The organism is Phyllobacterium sp. 628, from assembly GCF_014189505.1.
In the GTDB taxonomy this organism is placed as follows: Bacteria; Pseudomonadota; Alphaproteobacteria; order Rhizobiales; family Rhizobiaceae; genus Phyllobacterium.
This window is the reverse complement of record NZ_CP050301.1, coordinates 2,527,400-2,548,592: the sequence shown is the minus strand read 5'-3', so window position 1 is coordinate 2,548,592 and position 21,193 is coordinate 2,527,400. Positions and strand designations below refer to the sequence as shown.

The window sequence follows — 21,193 nt, the reverse complement described above, 5'->3', positions numbered from 1 at the left end:
AATCATGATTGAGTGCTAGAAGCGCCACACAGTTTGCATCAGGAGTGTCTGCATGCTTGTATCCTTTGCGGACAAAATCCTTCGCGCCGCTTTCTCCCGTATCGTGACCAAAGGTTCGTTGACCATTCTGACGGCAAGCGGTGCACGGCTTGTGTTCGGTGATGGAACCGGCGAGCCCGTGACGGTTCGCTTTACCGATACGCGCGCGCAATGGGCATTCCTTCGGGATGCGGACATGCAGCTCGGCGAGCTTTACATGGACAAGCGTTTCATCGTTGACGAGGGTACGATCTACGATTTCCTGTGTCTGGTCCTGCGCGAGGCGCAAAACACCACCCATCCACTGCCCACGCGGATTATCGATGCGGTGCGCGCGCGTTTTCGCGGATTCAGACAGCGTAATCTTCCTGCCCGCTCCAAGCGCAATGTCGCGCATCACTATGATCTGGATGGCCGGCTCTATGGCCTGTTTCTGGATGCCGACCGGCAATATTCCTGTGCCTATTTCGAACATCCGGAGCAAAGCCTCGAAGATGCGCAGCTGGCAAAGAAACGCCATTTGGCTGCAAAGCTTCTGGTTGAGCCGGAAAGCCGCGTCCTTGATATCGGTTGCGGCTGGGGCGGTCTGGCATTGCATTTGGCAGCCGAAGCCTCCGCAGGGCAGGTGCTGGGTATTACTCTTTCAGAAGAGCAGCTGGAATTTGCCCAGAACCGGGTTGGAACCAAGAATTATGCGGGCCGCGTGAATTTCGCCTTGCAGGATTATCGCAGTCTCAAGGGAACTTTCGACCGTATCGTTTCTGTCGGTATGTTCGAACATGTCGGTGCCGCATCGTATGGGCAGTTTTTCAACAAATGCGCAGACCTGCTTGATGAAAATGGCGTGATGGTTCTCCATACCATTGGCTGCTCCGCCACGCCCGGCTTCACCACTCCGTGGCTCGACAAATATATTTTCCCGGGCGGCTACATTCCTTCATTGTCCGAAATCCTGCCGGAAGTGGAGAAAGCCGGTTTGATGGTCAATGACGTGGAAATCCTGCGTCTGCATTATGCTTCGACCCTTTCCGCATGGCGCGAGCGGTTCATGGCCCATTGGCAGGACGCAGCAGAGCTCTACGACGAGCGGTTTTGCCGGATGTGGGAATTCTATCTCGCAGCAGCAGAGTCAGCATTCCGTTATGAAGACCTCGTGGTTTTCCAGCTGCAACTGACGAAAAAGAACGATATTGTTCCGTTGACCCGCGATTATATCGGCGCTCATGAACAAAGCAGTGCAAAAATCTTGCATGCAGTGGCCAGCTGAAACCCGTATTTGGACCGATCCAAAGCGCCAATGACCGGTTATGACTATTTATTGACGTAACCCATGTCGTTTTTTGCAGGACATTGCCCGAATGACCTTCATATATTAGCCGAAAGTGTGGACTTGACCGTGGGGATAGCTCGCCCATAGTCTGGACCGTACTCGGCCTCGGAGGGGACCATGGTAACGCTGCAAGGCGGTTTGCACGCTGAACAGATTGAATCAGCGCTTTCTTCTGGTAACGCCGCCGCGCAATCGGCTCTGATCGCATCCTGGCGGCGGTCGATGCGCCTCTATGGCCTCAATCCGGTTGAAGGCAAGGGTCCCAATGTTGTCACGGATTATGAACTGAATCAGGCGCGTGAACGGCTGGGTTCGCTGATCATGACGGCGCAATCCAGTCTTGACCGGCTTTACGCAGCCGTCGGCGGCGCTGGCTGCTGCATTCTGTTGGCCGACAAGAACAGTGTGCCGGTGGATCGACGTGGCTATGTCGGCGATGACGAAACCTTTTACAGAATGGGCTTGTGGACGGGCTCCGTCTGGAGCGAGGAATGCGAGGGAACAAATGGTATTGGCACAGCGATTGCTGAACAACGCGGGCTGACCATTCATCGCGATCAGCATTTTCGCAGTAAAAACACGGCGCTATCCTGCACAACTGCACCAATATTTGATCATCGTGGCCGGCTGGTTGCAGTCATTGACGTCTCATCCGCCCGGCATGATCTCACCGATGATTTTGTCAGATTGATCTCCATTGCCGTTACCGATGCGGCGCGGCGTGTCGAGGCGGAAAATTTTCGCCTGGCGTTTCCCAAAGCCCGTATTCTTCTGGCGCCTCCGGGCGACGGCGGCATGAGTGAGCGGGCGATGAATGCGCTGATCGCGGTTGATGAAGATGATCTGGTTATCGGCGCGTCACGTTCAGCGCGCCAGATTCTTGGATTGACCGATGAATCGCTCAGTGCATCCTTGCCGGCAGCAGATCTCCTCGGCCAACATCAGTCTGCCGCACGTGATTTCGCCACGGCGGAGCGTGGTGCTATTCAACGGGCATTGGCGCGTACCGGCGGGAATGTATCGGCCGCAGCGACTGAGATGGGCATTAGCCGCGCCACTTTGCACCGGAAACTGAAACGGCTCGGCCTTTCCTGATCCATTTTTTGATTATTTTGCCTCTATTTGTCGCAAATCTGCGACAGATCGCGAAAACGCGTGAAATTACGGGGCTGACACACTGTAAATACTGGGTAATTCTCTGGGTAACGCCGCAGAGTCGGTGATAATTATGCTGGGAGAATTTAAAACGGGGTGGATCCAACCAATGCCGGAACCACGTTCGGGAACGTCATGGCAAATCCCTAGAACAGGCGACCCGCCAATATCCGGGTTGGGGCGTTGTTCGATGCCATATTCGTTTCAGATCATCGGGTGGCAGTGCGTCAGGTAACCGCACATTTTCCCTTATTTTGCCAATGCGGGCATCGTCTTTGCTACGCGGGTGGAAACAACAGAATTCCAACAGGCAGGCTCCTGACCAGGGCTTGCTTCGTCGGTGGCGCTGACCTTCATCCAGCGCCACCGGCGGCCTCTGCCCAAGGTTTTTGACCGCCTAAAAGGCCGGCATTTCCCTTGAGAAAATCTGTCATGCGATTAACAACCGTCCTGATCTCGGGTCTGTGCCTGTCTTCATTGTTCATGACAATCCATTGGCGATGACGCAGTTCGCTGATTTCTTCACCGGCGCGTTGCAGACGGGGGTCACGATCACCGACGAAGCATGGCAGGACACCCATTCCTGCACCTGCGGCTATAAGGTCTCTCAGCGCCCAGGGACGATTGACTGTAGCCGTGACCGCTCCATGAACATGGGGCCAACGCAAATAGGCGGAAATCGCATCTTCTTCTCTCAACGCAACCCAGCGTCCGTGTGTTGCCGGATCGCTATTTCTGGCGCGATAGGCGGCATAAGCCACATCCGGAACCTTGATTGAAGCCAGATTTGTTTCCTCTGGTTCAAATGCCCGAATGCCGATATCGCTCGTTCGGTGAGACAGACTTGCCCGCTGTTCGGATATGAAAAGATCGATGCGAAACTTATCGGTTGCATTGCAGATGGAGGAAAAGTTTTCACTCAAAAAAGAAGCGATCCAGGTGCCGGCAGAGATCCGAACCAGCACCGACCCGCGATAATCCTGCCGCCAGCTATCAATCTTGCGGGCGGCGCCTTCCATTTCCTTGAGCCGCTCATAAAGCGCATTGCCGTCTTCAGTCAGCGCATAACCGGACTGGCTGCGGATGAAGAGCGAACATTCCATCTCCCGTTCAAAATCCAGCATGCGCCGGCCAATGGTGGCACCGCTCAGACCAGTTGCCGTAGCAGCCGCTGTCAGTCCGCCGTGCCGCGCAACGCTCAGAAATATCTGATAGGCATCCCAGGTGATGTTTTTCATTTGTGAAAGACGTAACGCATTCTTGCAGATTCAGAACATGATTTTTTGTGTGTAATTAAAGGGATGGTTCCAGGAAGGAAACATCACCATGCACGATATATTCATTCTCCAGATTATCAAACTCATGAAACGCCACCCCGCACCCGACAGAGATTCGCGCTACGCCGAAGACCGGTTTTACGAAGCGTTCGGCCATGAGCCGTTGTCGCAGCATCGCCTTTGGAAACAATTTGCCACTCTTGTGACGCTCATCAGAAATTAAGGCAAAACAATTCAAGGGGTAGGGACTGTCAAGTCCGAATACTGGTTATCGCAAGGCGGGGTCCGTAACCATTTGATCCGAGGTGCAGTTGCTGGATAGGCCGCGCTTCACGCCGGTCCGGCAGCTGCCGTTTTCCGGCGATTCCAACACGCTACAGAACATCATCGACACAGCTGGTTGACGGCGCAATGCGAATAGTTATAAAGGCGTCCGAATACCTCGGGCGCTTGCAGCAAATGAACCGGTTTGCTGAAACTTGCAGCGCCTGCGATGGAGGGGTGGCCGAGCGGTTTAAGGCACCGGTCTTGAAAACCGGCGTAGGTGAGAGCCTACCGTGGGTTCAGAATCCCACCCCCTCCGCCATTTCCTTTTTCTGAGCTTAATGGCCACAAGCCTTTGAAAGTTTGCGGGTGAATATCGTCGCCACTTCCATTGTTCTGCCTGAGAGCGTATTAAGCGCGCATGTCCAGCCAATTATCCTCGTTAGAGAACGCCACCAAATACCTCACGCCTGCCGACAAGGATCAGTTCTTTAGGATCAAACGTGAGATGGAAAAGGCCGGTGCTTCCAAGAAAAGCATCGAAGAGCGCCTGCATGCCTTTATGTGGGAAGTCGTTGAGTCCGACGATGAGGATGAAGACGAAGGAGACGCATAAGCTCTGCCTGCTTCAGCGCTTGGCACGCATTTCATGGTATCGGGGAGAGTGAGGCCCGGCCATGGGTGATGGGGGGAATATCGCCGGGCCTCGCGTTGTCCGAAGGAGACAACGCCCGGTTGATATCAAAGGAAGCTGAGCAGAAGATTATGCCAACATGATGCGAAACTGAGGTGGAAATTTGCCATCTTGGTAAAGCGCAGTAATCGCTCTTATGGCCTATGACCTTTATTGCGCAGGATTTCGTATTCCGCACGCAAGGCATCCCGTTCGCGTTTTAAATTGGTGATTTCTTTATCCTGCGCCCGGATTGCCGCTGCAGCTATGTTCAGCAAATGGCTGACGCCAAGAGAAACGGCCGCGTCTTCGAGTGCGAACATCTCAAGATCATCCGCCAGCAACTGATCGCTCATTTGCACCATTCCTATGCAAGCCGCAAAGGCATTGTCAGCAACGCGCGAAACCGTGATGGCGACACGGGTCCGGCCACCAATGTACCCGCCTGCGGAAAGCGGGTCTGAATCCGGTGAGCAACGTTCAATAGGCCGATCCCGAGGCCCTGTCTTTCAGTTCCGCCACGTTTGCCGATGGTTCTGGAGCTGTTCTCGACCAACAGTTTGAGGGATTGTCCCTCCTGGGAGGCGCTAATGGTGATCTCTAAATTCCCGGAAAAACCCAGACCATGTTTCACCGCGTTTTCGACCAGTGGCTGCAGAATAAGACTGGGAACCAGAGCATTCTCAAGCTCGTGCGGAACATGCAATGTGACTTTCATGCGATCTGAAAACCGCTCGTTCTCAATCTTGAGATATTCAGCCTGGAGTGCCAGTTCATCGGCGAGCGGAAGGTCGCGCAGGGGATCAAGCTCCAGTGTTGTACGCAGAAATGATGAAAGCGACATAATCATTCGGCTTGCACTGGCAGGCGAGCCTTCTTCGATCAGTCCGACAACGGAATTCAGGGTATTGAAAAGGAAATGCGGATTGATCTGATAGTGCAGCGCTTGCATTTTCGCATTCAACGCCTCTTCGCGCGATGCCGCCAGCCGCCGCTCGTGCGCACGTATTTCCAGATTATAGAGATAGGCGACAAAAAAGCAGGACCAGCCAAAGAACAATGACAGACCGTAAAACAGCGTGTAGCTGAAATTCGCCAGATCGTACTGAATGGAAATAGGGGGGATTGAAGCGGGTAAAAAGGTAGTAGTCGAGCGCGGTTGTCATTGTTGAAGCGCCAATAGACACCAGGAAACAGATAAATATCTGAACGACGAGATTTATGTTGCGCAAGATCACTATGAGATAGGTGATTATTGCGGTCAAAAAAATCGAAGCACAGGTCAAAACAACCTTCACGAGAAGGAAATCCATCGGGTTGAGACCGAGCATGCTCCATATCAGGCTGCACAGAACTGACTCCGTTAGCCAGAAGCCGATAATAAGCAAAAAGGTAGTACGGAACATGTCGTGTATTCCGCCGAAAAGATCTTTCATATCGATTGCTCCCCGCCAGTTTCGCAAAACAGCGCGCCACCTGCACGGCTTTTGTATTTCTACTCGGTCACGCAATCAACCATGCTGAACCATTGTTGCCGGCGCCAGCGGGCGGGGTAACGATCGTTTGTTCAAAATCAAGGAGTTAGCAGTAAACTTACTTGGTTTGTCGATGGCCTATCAAGATGTGAATGATGGCGGCCGAGATTACTCCGGCAAAGCCGCCTGCGGCTTTCACCACGGCATCAAGCAATCTGGCATGTCTTGTCGGTGCCAGCATCTGCGCAAGTTCGAAGGCAAAAGCCGCGCCAATGACCAATGTCAGGATCAAAATCCAGTGCCGGGGATAGGCGATTGCAAAGACAAATCCCATGACGGCAAATGCAAGAAAACGCTCGACATTCACAGGCAAACCGCTGTCAGGCCGCAGATTGATGGGATCGACGGTGACGAAAAGGATGGCCGCGAACAATAGCCAGGCAATGATTTGTGCAAGCTTCATAGAGTCCCAATACTGCATTCGCGGCGTTGTTCCAATCACGATCCTGTCAAGAATTGGATCACGGAATACGAATCCGGCCCGGCCGATGTCTAAAGATATTGCCGCAGGGCGAGCGCACCGGGTGCAAGCAGCACAAAGGCCCAAAGGAATGCAGAGGAAATGTTCGCCAGCTGGAACTTGATCGAGGGCATTGCAAAGATCCCGGCGAGAAGTGGTACGACAGCCCGCAATGGTCCAAAAAATCTGCCGATAAACACCGCCCAAGCGCCCCAGTGGTCGCAAAAATCTTGACCCTTGGCTACCATTTCAGGATTACGCGACAGCGGCCAGATTTGTGTTGCCCGCCCCTTGAGACGGAAACCAATGGAATAGGAAAGCCAATCGCCTGCGGCTGCACCCAGCGAGGCACCGATCCAGATCGGAATGAAATCAAGTCCGCTCACACCGACAATGGCGCCTATGCCGATCAGGATACCCCAGCCGGGTACCAACAGCGAAATGAAGGCCATGGACTCCGAGAATGCCACGAGGAACGTAATATAGGGCGCCCATTCGGAATGCTGGCGCGTGAACGAAATTGCATCGGTAACGAGAGTTTCAATGTTCATTTGAAGCGATAGCCATCAAGGTTTGCGTAATTGAATGAAGCAAGGGAACGGTATGATTTGAAATAAGGGCAGAGTCAGGACGAATAATCAGCGGACCGCATTATTACGGACTGCCACATCCGATGAACAGGGGATTGTTGAGGGTCCGGATACGCGATGGTTTTTCCCGCGAAGCCGCATCGGCGCAAGATCGCCACCTTGCCAATCAACTGCAAGCTTATGTTTAAGGCGATTCCTTGCCGATAGGCTGGGTACAATTGGTAAAAACTCTTCCGTTGATGTCGGAAGGGTTATCGCAATAAACCAGCGGGCTGATATGACCTGAAGCGGCGCAGCTTGTCATGAGCAAAAGGGTCAAAATGACTGCCGGGAGGTGCCTTGGCATTTGCTACGTCCTTACCGGTTTCCGGGGTTGGAGGAACAGATTGAGATGATCGTCGCCGGTGACTTTCAGATGAGAGATAAGGATAGACCGGACCGGGCTCAATGCCGGCCAATACAGTCTTTGAATCCGCAGCACATAAAATGTGATTGCAGGAAAATGTCCTGTTAACCAAAGTCACCTGAACTCAGCAATATCAACCTATTCTGTTAAGGTGCTGTCAACCTATCGGTGACAGTTATAGAACTGGTGCAATACTCCATGATGGGTTCTGGAATTGTGCCGCGTTCTTGTTGAGTATCGATGTGTAAACGTGTGGGGACGGCGTTCAGCCGGTAATTTGCATTGTCAAAGGCCAAAGCTTTTCGAATTGCCGGAGTTGTAGCGATGGGCGCCTTGATGGCTGCCTGCGCATCCTCGCCCAAGGTAAAAGTTGGCAAGCGCTCCCACGGCAAGGAATATTTCGCTGAATCGGAATATGGCGTCAAAGCCAGTCCGCGTGTTGTCACGGATTTTCGCAATATGCCGCGCGGCGGCGGCCGGGATCAGTTGGGTCGACCCTATCAGGTTCGCGGCAAGTGGTATTACCCCAAAGAAGAACCCGGCTATAAACGTCAGGGTCTCGCATCCTGGTACGGTTCGGCCTTTCACGGCCGCTTGACCGCCAATGGCGAAGTCTATGACATGAACCACCTGTCGGCAGCGCATCCGACCATGCCTTTGCCGAGCTATGCGCGCGTCACCAATCTTGCCAATGGCAGTTCGGTCATCGTGCGTGTCAATGATCGCGGGCCTTATCACAGCAATCGCGTCATCGACCTGTCGCAGAAGGCCGCGACCATGCTGGATTATCAGCATACCGGTACGGCCGATGTGAAGGTCGAGTATGTCGGGCGGGCCCCGCTGGAAGGCCGTGACGACGCGTTTCTTCTGGCCTCCTATCGTGGCCCCGGTGCGCCCGATCCTTGGGGGCAGCCTGCATCCGGCGTGATGATTGCCATGAACGGGTCAACGCCGACGCAGCGTAATACCGTCGCCATACCGGGTATGCGGCAGCCGCGTGTTGCGGGCGTTCAGGTTGCCAGTCTGGATGTTCAGCCGGTATCGTTCAACGATCAGGCTGCCAATCTCGGTGCGCCAATGCCACGGCAGTCACAACAGCAGATGCAACAGGCACCGGCTGAAATGCAGGGCTCTGCAGCGCCATTCAACTACGGCGCAGATCCGGTCCTGCCGATGGTCGGCCCCTATATTGATGACAAGCCGGCGATGCTGCTCGGGTCGTATAAGGGCACCACCAAGCGCGTAACACCATTTGCCAGCTCCTATGCTGACGAGCGCATAGCCAGTGCCAATGCTACGGCCGATGCCATGAACAGCCTGATTTCACCCGTGTCGTTGTCCGATGCGTGGAAGGTTCAGAATAAATTGGACAATGTCACGGCACCGGCCGGTGAATATGTCGATGTCGGCCTCTTCAAGGACAAGAGCACGGCTGCCCGTGTGATGGCCGCTTTGACGCCATTGGGTAAGGTCGATCTTTCCGAAGTCAACAGCCCCGAAGGTATGCGCGTCGCGTTGATTGCCCGTGCCAAAACAACAAAGACCACTGACGCGCTGCTGCAAGCCGCCTGGAAGGCGGGGGCAGGTGATGCCTTTGTCGTTCGCGATGATGGCAATTGATTTTCCGCACCATAGGAATTCTTTGAAACTGCCGTTCCGTATGCTTGCCGCAGGCATCGTTGCCGTTTTTGCATTTTCGGCTGCGGCACACGCGCAGGAAACGTTGTTCGATACGAAAGCCAAGCAAGCTTTGATGCTTGAAGATCAGACCGGTTCAATTCTTTATGCCAAGGCGCCCGATACATTGATCGAGCCGGCAGCTCTGGCCAAGCTGATGACCATGGAACTGGTGTTTCACCAGCTGAAAACCGGCAAGATTGCGATGGATACCCAATATGTCGTCAGCGAGAATGCCTGGCGGACGGGTGGGGCGCCTTCCGGCGGTTCGACCATGTTTGCCAAGCTCAAATCCTCAATCAGTGTTGGCGATCTCGTTCAGGGCGTTATCGTGCAGTCCGCCAATGACGGTTGCATTATTCTGGCGGAAGGCATTGCCGGATCAGAGTCGAATTTCGCCACCATGATGAATGAGCGGGCCAAGGAGATTGGCCTTACCAGCTCGACATTCCGCAATTCGACCGGGTTGCCCGATCCGCAACAGAAAGTGTCATTGACGGATCTCGTCACACTGGCCCGCTACATCAAACACGAATATCCGGAATATTACCGCACCTACGCGCAGGAGAGCTTTACCTGGAACAATATTTTCCAGCGCAACCGAAATCCGCTGCTGCGTTTGGACATCGGCGCTGACGGCATGGGTACGGGCTATACGGAACAGTCCGGCTATGGCCTTGTCGGTTCTGCTGAACACAATGGCCGCCGTTATATCGTCGCCTTGAGCGGCCTTGCCAGTGACAAGGAACGAGCCGAAGAAGCCAAGAAGGTTTTCGAATGGGCGTATAATGCCTTTGAGGAAATCAGCATCTTTGCCGAAGGCGAGACTGTGGGCGAGGCCAGCGTGTTTGGCGGCGTCAAATCCGCCGTTGCCCTGAAAGCGCATGAAAAGATCAGTCTGCTGGTGCCGACTGCCAACAAGGACCGCCTGAAAGCCCATGTGGAATATAGGGGGCCGCTGATTGCTCCGCTCAAAGCCGATGAACAGGTTGGTACGTTGAAAATCTGGATCGGTGATGCACTCGCACAGGAAACGCCGGTCTATACGGCAGAAGCAGTTGAATCTGGTGATTTGCAGAAGCGGTCGCTGGACGCAGTGCTGGAACTGACGACCGGCTGGATGCGGCGCTTGAAGCTTTGACAGTTTCCCGCCTCGACCTTTTCATTCTCAAACGCTAGAACCAGATTTGACGAATGACTCTGCATCGAAAGACGGCTGACGGCGTGCAACAAGGACTGTTCATTACCTTTGAAGGCGGCGAGGGTGCTGGAAAATCCACACAGATCACCCGTCTGGCTGAGCATCTGCGCGCTGCGGGTGATGATGTGCTGGTAACGCGCGAGCCCGGCGGTTCACCCGGCGCGGAGGCCGTCCGGCATGTGATTTTGAGTGGCGCTGCTGAATCCTTTGGTCCGGCGATGGAAGCGCTGTTGTTTGGCGCTGCCCGCAATGATCATGTGGAACAGGTCATGCGGCAGGCGGTCAACACCGGCACCATGGTGCTGTGCGATCGTTATATCGATTCCAGCCGCGTCTATCAGGGCGTTACCGGTGACCTCGATCCCGGTTTGATGCGCGCGATTGAACGCGCTGCAATCAATGGCTTGATGCCGGACATGACGATCATTCTCGATCTGCCTGCCGAAACCGGCCTGCAACGCGCCAATGCGCGCCGCGGAGCCGAAACGGCTGACCGTTTCGAGAAAGAGACCATTGAAACCCATCGCAAGCGACGCGACGCCTATCTCGCGATTGCTGCGGCAGAACCACGGCGTTGCAAGGTGGTGTCTGCCGACCGGTCTGTTGAAGACATTGCTGCGGATATTGCCAATCTCGTTGATCAGCTGAAAGCCAGCCGGGCAATCAAGATGAAATCCAAAACCGGAGCGGCAAAATGAGTGATGCTGTTCTCGACGTTCCGGCCACACACGATTCAATTGACGGCATCCCCGCACCTTCCGCCAATCCCGCATTGTTCGGGCATATGGCGATCCGGGCTTTTCTGGCGCAGGCCTATCAATCCGGCCATATGCATCACGCGTTGCTGCTCGAGGGGCCGCAAGGCGTCGGCAAGACCACACTGGCATTCCATCTTGCCGGACATATGCTGAAACATCCCGTTCAGCAGGAAGCGCCGCTGGCGCTGGCCGAACCGGACTATGCCGTCGCGCCATACCGGCAAATTGCCACTGGAACGCACCTCGCCATCCTGCATATCAGCCGCCCACTCGATACCAAGACTGGAAAATTCAAGACCGGGATTACTGTTGATGAAGTGCGCCGCGTGACGCATTTTCTCAACCGGACTGCACATGATGGTGCTTGGCGCATTGTCATTGTCGATCCTGCTGACGACATGAATCGCAATGCTGCCAATGCGTTACTGAAGACTCTTGAAGAGCCACCGCAGCGTACTTTGTTTATTCTGATCTCGCATTCATCCGGACGCCTGCTGCCAACAATCCGCTCACGCTGCCAGTCCATCCGTTTTGAAGCGCTGGATCGCGGGGATCTTTTGTCGGCTCTGGCCACGATCGGTCTCGGCGCGGATCAGGTGACGGATACCGAGGCGCTTGTCGCCCATGCGGATGGCAGCGTGCGCAAGGCAGCCCTGCTGCTGGCATTCGGTGGCCTCGAAATCTCGCAAACGGTCGAAGTAATCCTGACCAAGCCAGTTTTCGACGTGCCGAAAGCCCACGCGCTGGGTACTGCTTTGTCGGGGCGCGATTCCGAGATCCAGTTCGATCTTTTCCTCGAGGATATCTTTGCCCGTATCGCAGCGAAGGCGAGGGATGCCGCCGACAGGGGCGCTGTCGGCGAAGCCAATCAGTGGTCCAATCTCTGGCAGGAGATGCAAACGGAAGCGCGCGACTCCGATGCTTTCAATCTTGATCGCAAGCAGACTGTTCTTATCTTTCTCGACAGGATGCATCGCGCCCTTACTGGCCGTTGATACACCATTGCCGGTATAGCAATCAGGCTGGACATGGGTTATGTCAGCCTGACGCCTTCCCAAAATACCAATTCCGAAGCAAATCAGGTTACGTATGAGCCGCGAAACATTTTACATCACAACTGCCATTTCCTATCCGAACGGCAGTCCGCATATCGGTCACGCTTACGAGCTGATCGCAACGGACGCGATTGCCCGTTTCAACCGTCATGACGGCAAGGATGTGTTCTTCCTCAGCGGGACGGACGAACATGGCATCAAGATGCTTCAGACGGCGCGTAAAGAAGGCATTACGCCGCGTGAGCTGGCAGACAGAAACGCCAAGCTTTTCCGTGACATGGGTCATGCTTTGAATGCGTCCTATGATGACTTTATCCGCACCACTGAGGAGCGGCACCACAAGGCATCGCAGGCCATCTGGCTGAAAATGGTGGAAGCGGGGGATATCTACAAGGCATCCTATAACGGCTGGTATTCCGTGCGCGACGAAGCCTATTATCAGGAAGAAGAAACTGAGGTTCGCGCCGATGGCGTACGCTACGGTCCGCAGGGCTCGCCGGTCGAATGGCTGGAAGAGGAAAGCTATTTCTTTCGCCTGTCCGCCTATCAGGACCGCCTGCTCAAGCTCTATGCGGATAATCCCGGTTTTGTCGGCCCCGATGAGCGGCGCAATGAGGTCGTATCCTTCGTCAAATCAGGTCTGAAAGACCTGTCCGTATCGCGCACGACATTCGACTGGGGCATTCCTGTTCCCGGCGATGAAAAGCACGTCATGTATGTCTGGGTCGACGCGCTGACCAATTATCTTACCGCAGCCGGTTATCCGGACGAGAATGCCGAGCGCTGGCGCTACTGGCCGGCCGATGTGCACATTATCGGCAAGGACATCATTCGCTTTCACGCCGTCTACTGGCCAGCATTCCTGCTATCCGCCGGGATTGAACTGCCAAAGCGGGTTTTCGGCCACGGATCTCGTGTTCAACCGCGGTGAGAAAATGTCGAAGTCTGTCGGCAATGTCATTGATCCTTTCTCACTGGTCGACCATTATGGTCTCGATCAGGTGCGTTATTTCCTGCTGCGTGAAGTGCCGTTCGGTCAGGATGGCAATTACAGTCACGAAGCCATTGTCAACCGCACCAATGCCGATCTTGCCAATGATCTTGGCAACCTTGCCCAGCGTTCGCTGTCGATGATCAACAAGAACTGTGAAGCGAAAGTTCCGCAGCCGGGTGATTTCACTGACGCGGACAAGGCGATCCTCAATCAGGCGGTGGCGGCATTGGAAACAGCCCGCAAGGCTGTCGGCACGCAGGCGATGCATCTGGCGCTTGGCGCGATCTTCGCGGTCGTTGCGGAAGCCAACCGCTATTTCGCGGCGCAGGAGCCTTGGGCACTGAAAAAGACCGATCCGGCCCGGATGGAAACCGTTCTTTACGTGACGGCGGAAGTTATCCGGCGCATTGGCATTCTTTGCCTGCCGTTCATCCCGGGATCAGCAGCAAAGCTGTTGGATGTTCTCGCGGTACCGGCAGACAAGCGCAACTTTGTCAATCTGCTGGGCGGCAGCGAACTGGTGCCCGGCGCGGATTTGCCCGCGCCGCAACCGATTTTCCCGCGCTATGTTGAGACCGACAAAGAAGCCTGATCAGGAACCGGATATTCAATGCTTGTTGACAGCCATTGCCATCTGGATTTTCCGGATTTTGCCGAGGAACGCGATGCCATTGTTCAGCGTGCGCTGGACAATGGCATTGAACGGCTGGTGACGATCTGCACCCGCGTCCGCCGCTTTGACCAGATCATCGCGATCGCCGAACACTATGACAGCGTCTATGCTTCTGTCGGTACGCATCCCAACAGTGCGCATGAAGAGCTTGATATCACCGCCGACGACCTGATCCGGTTGTCACAACACCCGAAAGTCGTGGCAATTGGCGAAGCCGGGCTCGACTATCACTATGATTATGCGCCGCAAGAAGCACAGCAGCAGGGCTTTCGCACCCATATTGCTGCGGCACGCGCCACAGGCCTGCCGCTGGTTATCCATGCCCGCAGTGCCGACGAGGACATGATTTCGATCCTGCGGGAAGAAAGCGGGAAGGGGACCTTCCCTTTCATCCTCCATTGCTTTTCGTCCGGGGCTGAACTGGCGCGTGTTGGTGTCGAGCTTGGCGGCTACATCTCGTTTTCGGGTATCCTAACCTTCAAAAATTCTCCTGAGATTCGTGAGATTGCCAAAAATGTGCCGCGTGACCGTCTGCTGGTCGAAACGGACGCGCCATATCTTGCGCCGATGCCGCATCGGGGCAAGCGCAACGAACCGTGCTTCGTCACCCACACGGCGGCCGTTCTGGCTGAAACCATTGGCGTCAGCGCGGAAGAAATTGGCACCATAACCTCTGATAACGTGTTCCGTCTGTTCACCAAAATGCCAAGGCCTGCTCATGGCTGATCGTTTGCGCTTCACCATTCTTGGTTGCGGATCGTCTCCGGGCGTGCCGCGTGTCAATGGTGACTGGGGCAATTGCGATCCGGACAATCCAAAGAACCGCCGCCGCCGTGCTTCGATGCTCGTAGAACGCATTGCCGAACATGGCGGCGTTACCACCGTGATCATCGACACCGGGCCGGATTTCCGCTCGCAGATGATTGATTTTGGCTCCGGGCGCCTCGATGCGGTTGTCTACACGCATGCCCATGCGGATCACATTCACGGCCTCGACGATTTGAGGACCTTTGTCATCGATCGCCGCAGTCTCATGGACATTTATGCCGATCAGATGACACAAAGCCGGCTCGTTGAGGGCTTTGGATATTGTTTCAAAACACCGGCCGGTTCCAGCTATCCGCCGATCCTGCGGCCGCATGAAATCATCCATCATGAGGCGTTCGAAATCGAAGGTGCGGGCGGTCTCATCCGCTTCCTGCCGCTGCCGCAAGTGCACGGCGATATCCTGTCACTGGCCTTCCGTATCGGCGATGTAGCCTATTGTTCCGATGTTAGTGCGTTCCCGGATACGACATCAGCCCAGCTTTTTGGCCTCGATGTATTGATTATCGACGCATTGCAGTACCGTCCGCATCCAAGCCATTTTTCTCTCGATGAATCAATGGAATGGATCGGCAAACTAAAGCCGCGTCGAGCCATTCTGACCCATATGCATGTGCCTCTGGATTATGGAACTGTCCTGCGCGATACGCCAGATCATGTTGAACCGGCCTATGACGGCCTGTCATTCGAGGTTGATGTATGAGCAAGAGTGTCGAACGCGTCCGTCAGGCTGCCCATGCGGCGGGTCTGGAGATCGTAATCCGCCAGATGGCCGATTCAACCCATACGGCTGAAGATGCGGCAGTCCAATGTGGTGTGACCGTAGCCCAGATCGTCAAGTCATTGATCTTTCAAGGCACTGACACCGATAAGCTCTATTTGTTTCTGGTGTCAGGACCGCGCCAGCTTGATCTTGCCAAGGCTGCAAAGCTTACAGGAGAAACGCTGCACCGGGCTGACCCCAAACATATCCGCAAGGAGACAGGATTTGCGATTGGCGGCGTATCGCCATTGGGGCATCTCATCGATATCAAGGCTTATGCAGACGAGACGCTGATGCAGTTCGATATTGTCTGGGCAGCAGCAGGCGGCACCAATTTTGTTTTCCCGGCAGAACCACAGGCTTTGATGCGGGCCGCAAAGGCCGAAATCGCCGATATTACGGACTGATCGGCCCATTCCCTTATATTATTCAGTTCCATAATCTATCTTATGCGACTTTGATTTGTAGCAGGGGTGGGTTCAAGGATGAAGTGCGACTTGCAATAGATAACAATGGTTTATCCAATGCAAGGAACCACCCGTGGAACGCACCTACTCCCAGATTGACATGGATGAACGCCGCAAGATCGCTCGCTGGCGAGATGGAGGCGTCAAGGTCGACATCATTGCTGAGAAACTCGGGCGTCATCGTTCGACGATTTTCCGTGAGCTTAGACGCAATACCTTTATCGACGTGCAAATGCCCGAACTTAACGGGTATTATTGTCTGACGGCAAACGACAAGGCGCTTGAACGACGTGCCAAGCTACGCAAGCTGGCACGGTTCGCACATCTGCGCCAATCAGTGATCGAGCGCATCATGCATGGCTGGTCGCCGCAACAGATAGCCGGTCGGCTGCAACTGGAGCAGCATCCGATTTGTGTGAGCCACGAGACGATCTACAAGTTCGCCTATTCGCCGGACGGCCATGCGATCAAGCTTTGGCGGCACCTGCCGGAGCATCGTGCCCGTCGGCGGCCGAGGCATGCCAGACGGCGTCATGGCCGCAGGTTCAGTCCAGACGTCAATATCCTGCACCGCCCGGATGTCGTGGCACATTCTATTTTCAACTGCAACTGATACTAAACCCTCTTTGTTTTCAGGCAGATGCAATCCCCTGCAATTGCTGTCTGTTGAATGAGCACAAACACCGCTTGAGCGATGCGTTATATATAAGACCTTCCTGGAAGTGCTCGACCTCGTCTGCAAGATTTACCCAAGGATGTTTGGAGTGCTCAAAAATAGATAGAGTTGGCGCCGGAAAGTTCGGATCAGCCAATGCGCCGACAGCGACGCCAATCATTGTGGGCGCAGCATCCGGTTTCCAATAAATCGTCGAACCCACAGTCCGGGCAAAAATACATGCGGACATTGCGGCCGCTTTCGGCAACGCGAATGAACTCCTTGGCAGATCCCAAAACTTCGACAGCATCAATTGCATAGAACGCATTGACGCTGAACGATGTGCCAGTTCGCCGCTGAAAGGCCAAACAATGGCATATGGCAACCAGTTTTGCTGGCTCTCGCAGGGTAAGTCTAAGTGCGCCGAAGGCGCATTGAGCGTCGGCCATGGAAAATCCTCCGTCTTTATCGGTAAAGCAACTTTGCGATGTGGTGGGGTTGGCGCAGATCGAACCGCTGTCGAAGACAGGCGTGCATAGGACGTGACCCTGTCAAGGATCAGGGTGCGCAATACCAATAATAGTTATACTTCGTCGCGGAACTGTCAACGAAAGCATATGTCCGCAAACGCATTGGCGCGATTGCATAAATTTCACACAAACAATACTATCCGTCTAAATATTATGCACACAGTGGATCGCGGTCGCCCTCTTCCGTATAATCTAATTGCCAATTCAATTTATCAATTCACCTTAACTTACTGATTTTTATTGAATTTTATTATCTTTTCGAATTTTACCAACATTGTCAGCATTTGGCATGAAGTTTGCTCGTTTAATATTATGGGAGATTTTTCCCAAATATCGACGCTCAACAATAAGAGCAATTATCATATTTTAGTGATTTTAAAGAGGTATACAGGTGAAAATCAATTTTGAAAAATGCAGAAATCTGTCTTCAAAGATTAATCAACCTTCGCAGATGCGACGCGCCCTCCTCATGAGCTGTGCATATCTTCCTGCATTGCCGTTATTGGCGATGTTGGGCGGATGCAGCGAAGGAGAAAGCGAGAGTGCGGATGCGTCTGCATCCACATTCGGAACAATGACCGAGACAACGACAGCCGATGAAGTTACATCAACGAGTTCAGGGCTATCGATACCGTTGCCGCCGTACAAAACAACGGACACCGTACAGCTTCCTACTCAGCCCACCGGACCTCAGCCGGACACTGTGCCTGTAACCCATATTCCGCAACAGGTGCCACCACCCGCACCGGCCAACCCGACCAAAATGAAGGTTGGAATATTTAATCTTGAATACAATTCGTTTACGCAGGTCTCCACACGCAGTGTCGTGAAGATCAATATTCAAGGTGCTTATGAAATAACCGATCCGAAGGATTCCAAAAAGACTATTTCCTTTAAAGACAAGGAAGAATACCTGAAATATGCGGCATACAATAAAATAGCACCGGCCATCATGCCGAAGTCCGTTACTGTCATTGATCCCGTCGACCAGACCAAAACTATTTATGAAGGCATTGAAACCTATCTGGCGCGGGCTCTGGACAATAGATTTGCTCTTTTTTATCGGGCGATGGTGACCGCCTTTACTAAACATTCACCAAAGGAGTTCGACGTCAGTTTTTTTACTGCTCCGGAGTTCTACTGGAACATCCCCTTTGGTGATTTCCTCAATGAGCCCGAGTTGCAAGTCTCTGCGGATATCTTTCTGAATACAGTCACGCGCAATGCCAGAGCGTTGATAGCGAAGTTCCCGGCAAACAAATACGGCAATATCGTCCTGTTGCCCGGTACAGTTGCGACCCTAAAGCCAACGGCTGATGCCGCCGCCGCTGACGGTACTTATGCCGGAGGAGCGAAGACTATTTACGAAGCGACCAATCAACTCGTATGCACACACAATCTGCCTTTGGACGATGTCAAGAATCCTCGGCCAGCCTATATGATTTGGCCCAAGCGAATGGTTTCTGCCATCGACTATATTGATGAAGAACACGTCTGGAAGTGTAAATCCGGGAACAAACTGGCACCAAATCCAATCGATCCCAAATATTCCAGTACGTTACTAAGCTGCACGCTGAACGCTTCAAAGGATCTAACCTTATTGATCAAGCCCGTAAGTTCAGCGGTTGCAGAATCGTTCGATACTGATGGGAAATCACTCTCCAAAACTTTCCAGAACGACATCATTAATGGCCTGCCCTTTGGTATTGATCTTTGTCTGGATTATTTTTCCGCCAGTGTCCAGAAAGATGAACACCGCATGGCTCAACTCGATGAACATCACTTCAAACTGGACTTCCTTATTTCTGCAGGTATGTATTTCGACCTCAATAATTACACCGCTACCCCTTTTATACAGTATGTTATCCAGAATGAAGGTTATGATGAATCTACCGGTTTCACGGGGGCCTGGAAATTAACTTACTCCGCGAAGAAAGAATCCATTCCTGTGCAGAACGAATTCATCGCTGCGTCACTAGGATATGTAAGCCAGAAACCTTTGACGCCGCTCGATGCGCGATCCCGCTTCGATGAAAATGGTGAGATCGTTGTTGACGAAACAGACAGCTTTGTTGCGCCAAGCGATGCGGATTCCAAAGGCATCCCCATTGTTGCCGATAGAATGAATCGCGGGCTTGTCCGCATCTGGTCACTGGATGTCGATGTTTCCGATACTGCAAAAGACACGGATACGATCATCGCCAGTCGTTCCACTGCGGCTAAAACAACTCCAGCCAGTGATATTCAATTCGTGCAATAATTCCGGATCGTCGGCCCTGAGTAGTCAAATGTAAGGGCGGGGGCTCATTGAAGCCCCTGCCCGATTTGCCCATGTTGCTGCTAAAACTCATTCCTCGCCAAACGTCATCCCCGCCGCTAAGCTTCGTTCCGAGTCGCACTCGCGCTCTGGACTTGTCGATGCAAGAAAGGATGACCCTGTGGATTTAAAAACCGTACGTTCCCTGAAAGCCGAGATTGCCAGCGAGATTATACGTCCGCTTGTCAGCGAAATACGCTCGGAAGCCCGCATTGTCCGTTCAACCGCGACGCGTCGGCTGACGGGTGTCGAAGGCGGTATTGCCCTTGGGATTGCCGCAGGCGAAGGCAAAAATGATTACCGTCTGGCTGTACGTGTGCAGCGGCGTGCACTGGAGAACAATGCGCGTCTGCGCGAACAGATCGAAGAAGCTGCCCGCCACAAGGCCGACATCACCTATATCGGCACCGTGTTCAAAGGCGGCGCAGTGGCTGCGCCTGCAGCCTTGCCCTGGCACCAGTTGCGGCAAAGACCGCTGCTGATCGGCTGCTCCATCGGGCATTATTCCATAACAGCAGGCACGCTTGGCGGCTTTGCCCATCATGTCGAGAGCGGCAAGACTGTTATTCTCAGTAACAATCATGTGCTGGCAAACGAGAACAAGGCCAAGGTTGGCGATGCGATCCTGCAGCCCGGCTCCTATGATGGCGGTAAAAAGAACAAGGACAAGGTCGGTGCGTTGCTCGGCTTTGTGCCTGTCACCGCCGGCACCAACAATCTGGTTGATGCGGCTGTGGCAAGCATAGATGAGGGCATCGAATTTGACGCTGTTACCCTGACCGGTGCCGGCAAGCTGAAAGGGCTGCGCAAGACGCCTCTGCGGCCCGGCGACAAGGTCTTCAAGGTCGGCCGGACAACCGGCGTGACCCAAGGCATTGTGACGGCCATTGAAGTGGACGACGTCGTCGTCAGCTACGAAATGGGTGAGCTCAGCTTCGACAGCCAGATTGAAATCCAGACTTCGGGGAGCGGTCCATTCAGCTCGGGCGGCGACAGCGGTTCGGTGATCATGGACGAGAAAGGCTATGCCTGTGCGTTGCTGTTCGCTGGCAGTGATCAGGGCGGCAGCAATGGCAAGGGCGTCACCTTTGCCAATGATCTTTCCATCGTTCTGAAGCAGTTGGGCCTCACATTCGAGGTTTAAGCGGCCATTTCCGCCCTCACCCGCATTTAATCCGGCGTTGCACTAGAAGCTGTGCGCCGGATGGACTAAATTAGAGGCATGAGCATCTCCATCGAGCAGGCACGTCGTGCCAAGCCGAAAGCCAAGGAAATTGCCGGATCGTGTGCCGCTGTTGTTGGCGTCGGCCTGATCCGCATCGGTGACTCATACGCAATCAAAATCAATCTTCGAGACCAGACACCTGCTTCGGCAGATTTGCCCGACACTGTCGATGGTGTGCGGGTCGTTTATGAAGTCATCGGCCCGATCTCGCTGCATGCGGTCGGTGACCGCTAGAGGCGTTATTCCGATACGTCATTGACCGATCCTGTGGACAAGCCAGCGGCCACTGCCCTCGGTCATATCAGCCGCCCTCCTCCTGTCCTA

The 21,193-nt window shown here is 53.9% G+C and carries 19 protein-coding genes, 1 tRNA gene and 3 pseudogenes; 17 read left to right on the top strand and 6 right to left on the bottom strand.

Features of this window, described 5'->3' with window-relative positions; genetic code table 11:
* The first annotated feature begins 52 nt into the window (after positions 1–52).
* Both HB779_RS14065 and HB779_RS14060 read left to right on the top strand, forming a co-directional pair.
* Positions 53–1,306, top strand: a complete 1,254-nt coding sequence (locus HB779_RS14065) for a cyclopropane-fatty-acyl-phospholipid synthase family protein (RefSeq protein WP_188342977.1) — start codon at positions 53–55, stop codon at positions 1,304–1,306.
* A gap of 180 nt (positions 1,307–1,486) precedes the next feature.
* Positions 1,487–2,464, top strand: a complete 978-nt coding sequence (locus HB779_RS14060; protein ID WP_188342976.1) for a GAF domain-containing protein — start codon at positions 1,487–1,489, stop codon at positions 2,462–2,464.
* 413 nt (positions 2,465–2,877) lie between these two features.
* Here the strand turns inward: HB779_RS14060 and HB779_RS14055 are convergent, their stop codons facing one another.
* Entirely contained in the window at positions 2,878–3,762 is an 885-nt protein-coding gene (locus HB779_RS14055) for a LysR family transcriptional regulator (RefSeq protein WP_188342975.1), read from the bottom strand.
* 88 nt (positions 3,763–3,850) lie between these two features.
* Between HB779_RS14055 and HB779_RS14050 the strand changes: the two genes are divergently transcribed.
* From HB779_RS14050 to HB779_RS14040, 3 genes are all read left to right on the top strand, one after another.
* Positions 3,851–4,024: a hypothetical protein gene (locus HB779_RS14050; RefSeq protein WP_188342974.1), complete on the top strand. Its 174-nt coding sequence runs from the start codon at positions 3,851–3,853 to the stop codon at positions 4,022–4,024.
* 272 nt (positions 4,025–4,296) lie between these two features.
* Positions 4,297–4,387: transfer RNA gene (locus HB779_RS14045), tRNA-Ser, on the top strand.
* Positions 4,388–4,486: 99 nt separating this feature from the next.
* Positions 4,487–4,681: a hypothetical protein gene (locus tag HB779_RS14040; RefSeq protein ID WP_188342973.1), complete on the top strand. Its 195-nt coding sequence runs from the start codon at positions 4,487–4,489 to the stop codon at positions 4,679–4,681.
* Positions 4,682–4,893: 212 nt separating this feature from the next.
* Here the strand turns inward: HB779_RS14040 and HB779_RS14035 are convergent, their stop codons facing one another.
* From HB779_RS14035 to HB779_RS14020, 4 genes are all read right to left on the bottom strand, one after another.
* Complete coding sequence (locus HB779_RS14035) at positions 4,894–5,094, bottom strand: hypothetical protein (protein ID WP_188342972.1); 201 nt, start codon at positions 5,092–5,094, stop codon at positions 4,894–4,896.
* 11 nt (positions 5,095–5,105) lie between these two features.
* Positions 5,106–5,798 carry a sensor histidine kinase gene (locus tag HB779_RS14030; protein ID WP_188342971.1) on the bottom strand — a complete coding sequence of 231 codons (693 nt, stop codon included), beginning with the start codon at positions 5,796–5,798 and terminating at the stop codon, positions 5,106–5,108.
* A 533-nt stretch (positions 5,799–6,331) separates the two neighbouring features.
* Entirely contained in the window at positions 6,332–6,676 is a 345-nt protein-coding gene (locus HB779_RS14025; protein ID WP_244642368.1) for a VanZ family protein, read from the bottom strand.
* Positions 6,677–6,765: 89 nt separating this feature from the next.
* Entirely contained in the window at positions 6,766–7,284 is a 519-nt protein-coding gene (locus HB779_RS14020) for a DedA family protein (protein ID WP_188342969.1), read from the bottom strand.
* A gap of 769 nt (positions 7,285–8,053) precedes the next feature.
* Here HB779_RS14020 and HB779_RS25660 point away from each other — a divergent pair.
* From HB779_RS25660 to HB779_RS13975, 9 genes and pseudogenes are all read left to right on the top strand, one after another.
* Positions 8,054–9,349 carry a septal ring lytic transglycosylase RlpA family protein gene (locus HB779_RS25660; protein WP_188342968.1) on the top strand — a complete coding sequence of 432 codons (1,296 nt, stop codon included), beginning with the start codon at positions 8,054–8,056 and terminating at the stop codon, positions 9,347–9,349.
* Positions 9,318–10,547 (top strand): D-alanyl-D-alanine carboxypeptidase family protein, encoded by a 1,230-nt coding sequence (locus HB779_RS14010; protein WP_244642367.1) that lies wholly within the window; start codon positions 9,318–9,320, stop codon positions 10,545–10,547. The genes HB779_RS25660 and HB779_RS14010 overlap by 32 nt, the downstream gene beginning before the upstream one ends.
* Before the next feature lie 53 nt (positions 10,548–10,600).
* Positions 10,601–11,305, top strand: coding sequence for a dTMP kinase (tmk, locus tag HB779_RS14005; RefSeq protein ID WP_188342967.1), 705 nt, complete (start codon positions 10,601–10,603; stop codon positions 11,303–11,305).
* Entirely contained in the window at positions 11,302–12,360 is a 1,059-nt protein-coding gene (locus HB779_RS14000) for a DNA polymerase III subunit delta' (RefSeq protein ID WP_188342966.1), read from the top strand. Before tmk ends, HB779_RS14000 begins: the two co-directional genes overlap by 4 nt.
* Positions 12,361–12,454: 94 nt before the next feature.
* Positions 12,455–14,006 (top strand): annotated as a pseudogene (gene metG, locus HB779_RS13995) (methionine--tRNA ligase).
* 18 nt (positions 14,007–14,024) lie between these two features.
* Entirely contained in the window at positions 14,025–14,813 is a 789-nt protein-coding gene (locus tag HB779_RS13990) for a TatD family hydrolase (protein ID WP_188342965.1), read from the top strand.
* Positions 14,806–15,615: an MBL fold metallo-hydrolase gene (locus HB779_RS13985; protein ID WP_188342964.1), complete on the top strand. Its 810-nt coding sequence runs from the start codon at positions 14,806–14,808 to the stop codon at positions 15,613–15,615. The genes HB779_RS13990 and HB779_RS13985 overlap by 8 nt, the downstream gene beginning before the upstream one ends.
* A complete protein-coding gene (locus HB779_RS13980; protein ID WP_188342963.1) occupies positions 15,612–16,082 on the top strand; it encodes a YbaK/EbsC family protein in 471 nt (156 codons plus the stop codon). Before HB779_RS13985 ends, HB779_RS13980 begins: the two co-directional genes overlap by 4 nt.
* Positions 16,083–16,215: 133 nt before the next feature.
* A pseudogene (locus HB779_RS13975) lies at positions 16,216–16,731 on the top strand (IS30 family transposase); the annotation flags it as partial.
* 43 nt (positions 16,732–16,774) lie between these two features.
* Here HB779_RS13975 and HB779_RS13970 read toward each other — a convergent pair.
* Positions 16,775–17,246: pseudogene (locus tag HB779_RS13970) on the bottom strand (GFA family protein).
* A gap of 472 nt (positions 17,247–17,718) precedes the next feature.
* Between HB779_RS13970 and HB779_RS13965 the strand changes: the two are divergent.
* The 3 genes from HB779_RS13965 (at position 17,719) to HB779_RS13955 (ending at position 21,103) form a co-directional block, all read left to right on the top strand.
* Entirely contained in the window at positions 17,719–19,587 is a 1,869-nt protein-coding gene (locus HB779_RS13965; protein ID WP_188342962.1) for a hypothetical protein, read from the top strand.
* 178 nt (positions 19,588–19,765) lie between these two features.
* Positions 19,766–20,788 (top strand): hypothetical protein, encoded by a 1,023-nt coding sequence (locus tag HB779_RS13960; protein WP_188342961.1) that lies wholly within the window; start codon positions 19,766–19,768, stop codon positions 20,786–20,788.
* A gap of 78 nt (positions 20,789–20,866) precedes the next feature.
* Entirely contained in the window at positions 20,867–21,103 is a 237-nt protein-coding gene (locus HB779_RS13955; RefSeq protein WP_188342960.1) for a hypothetical protein, read from the top strand.
* Positions 21,104–21,193: the final 90 nt, after the last annotated feature.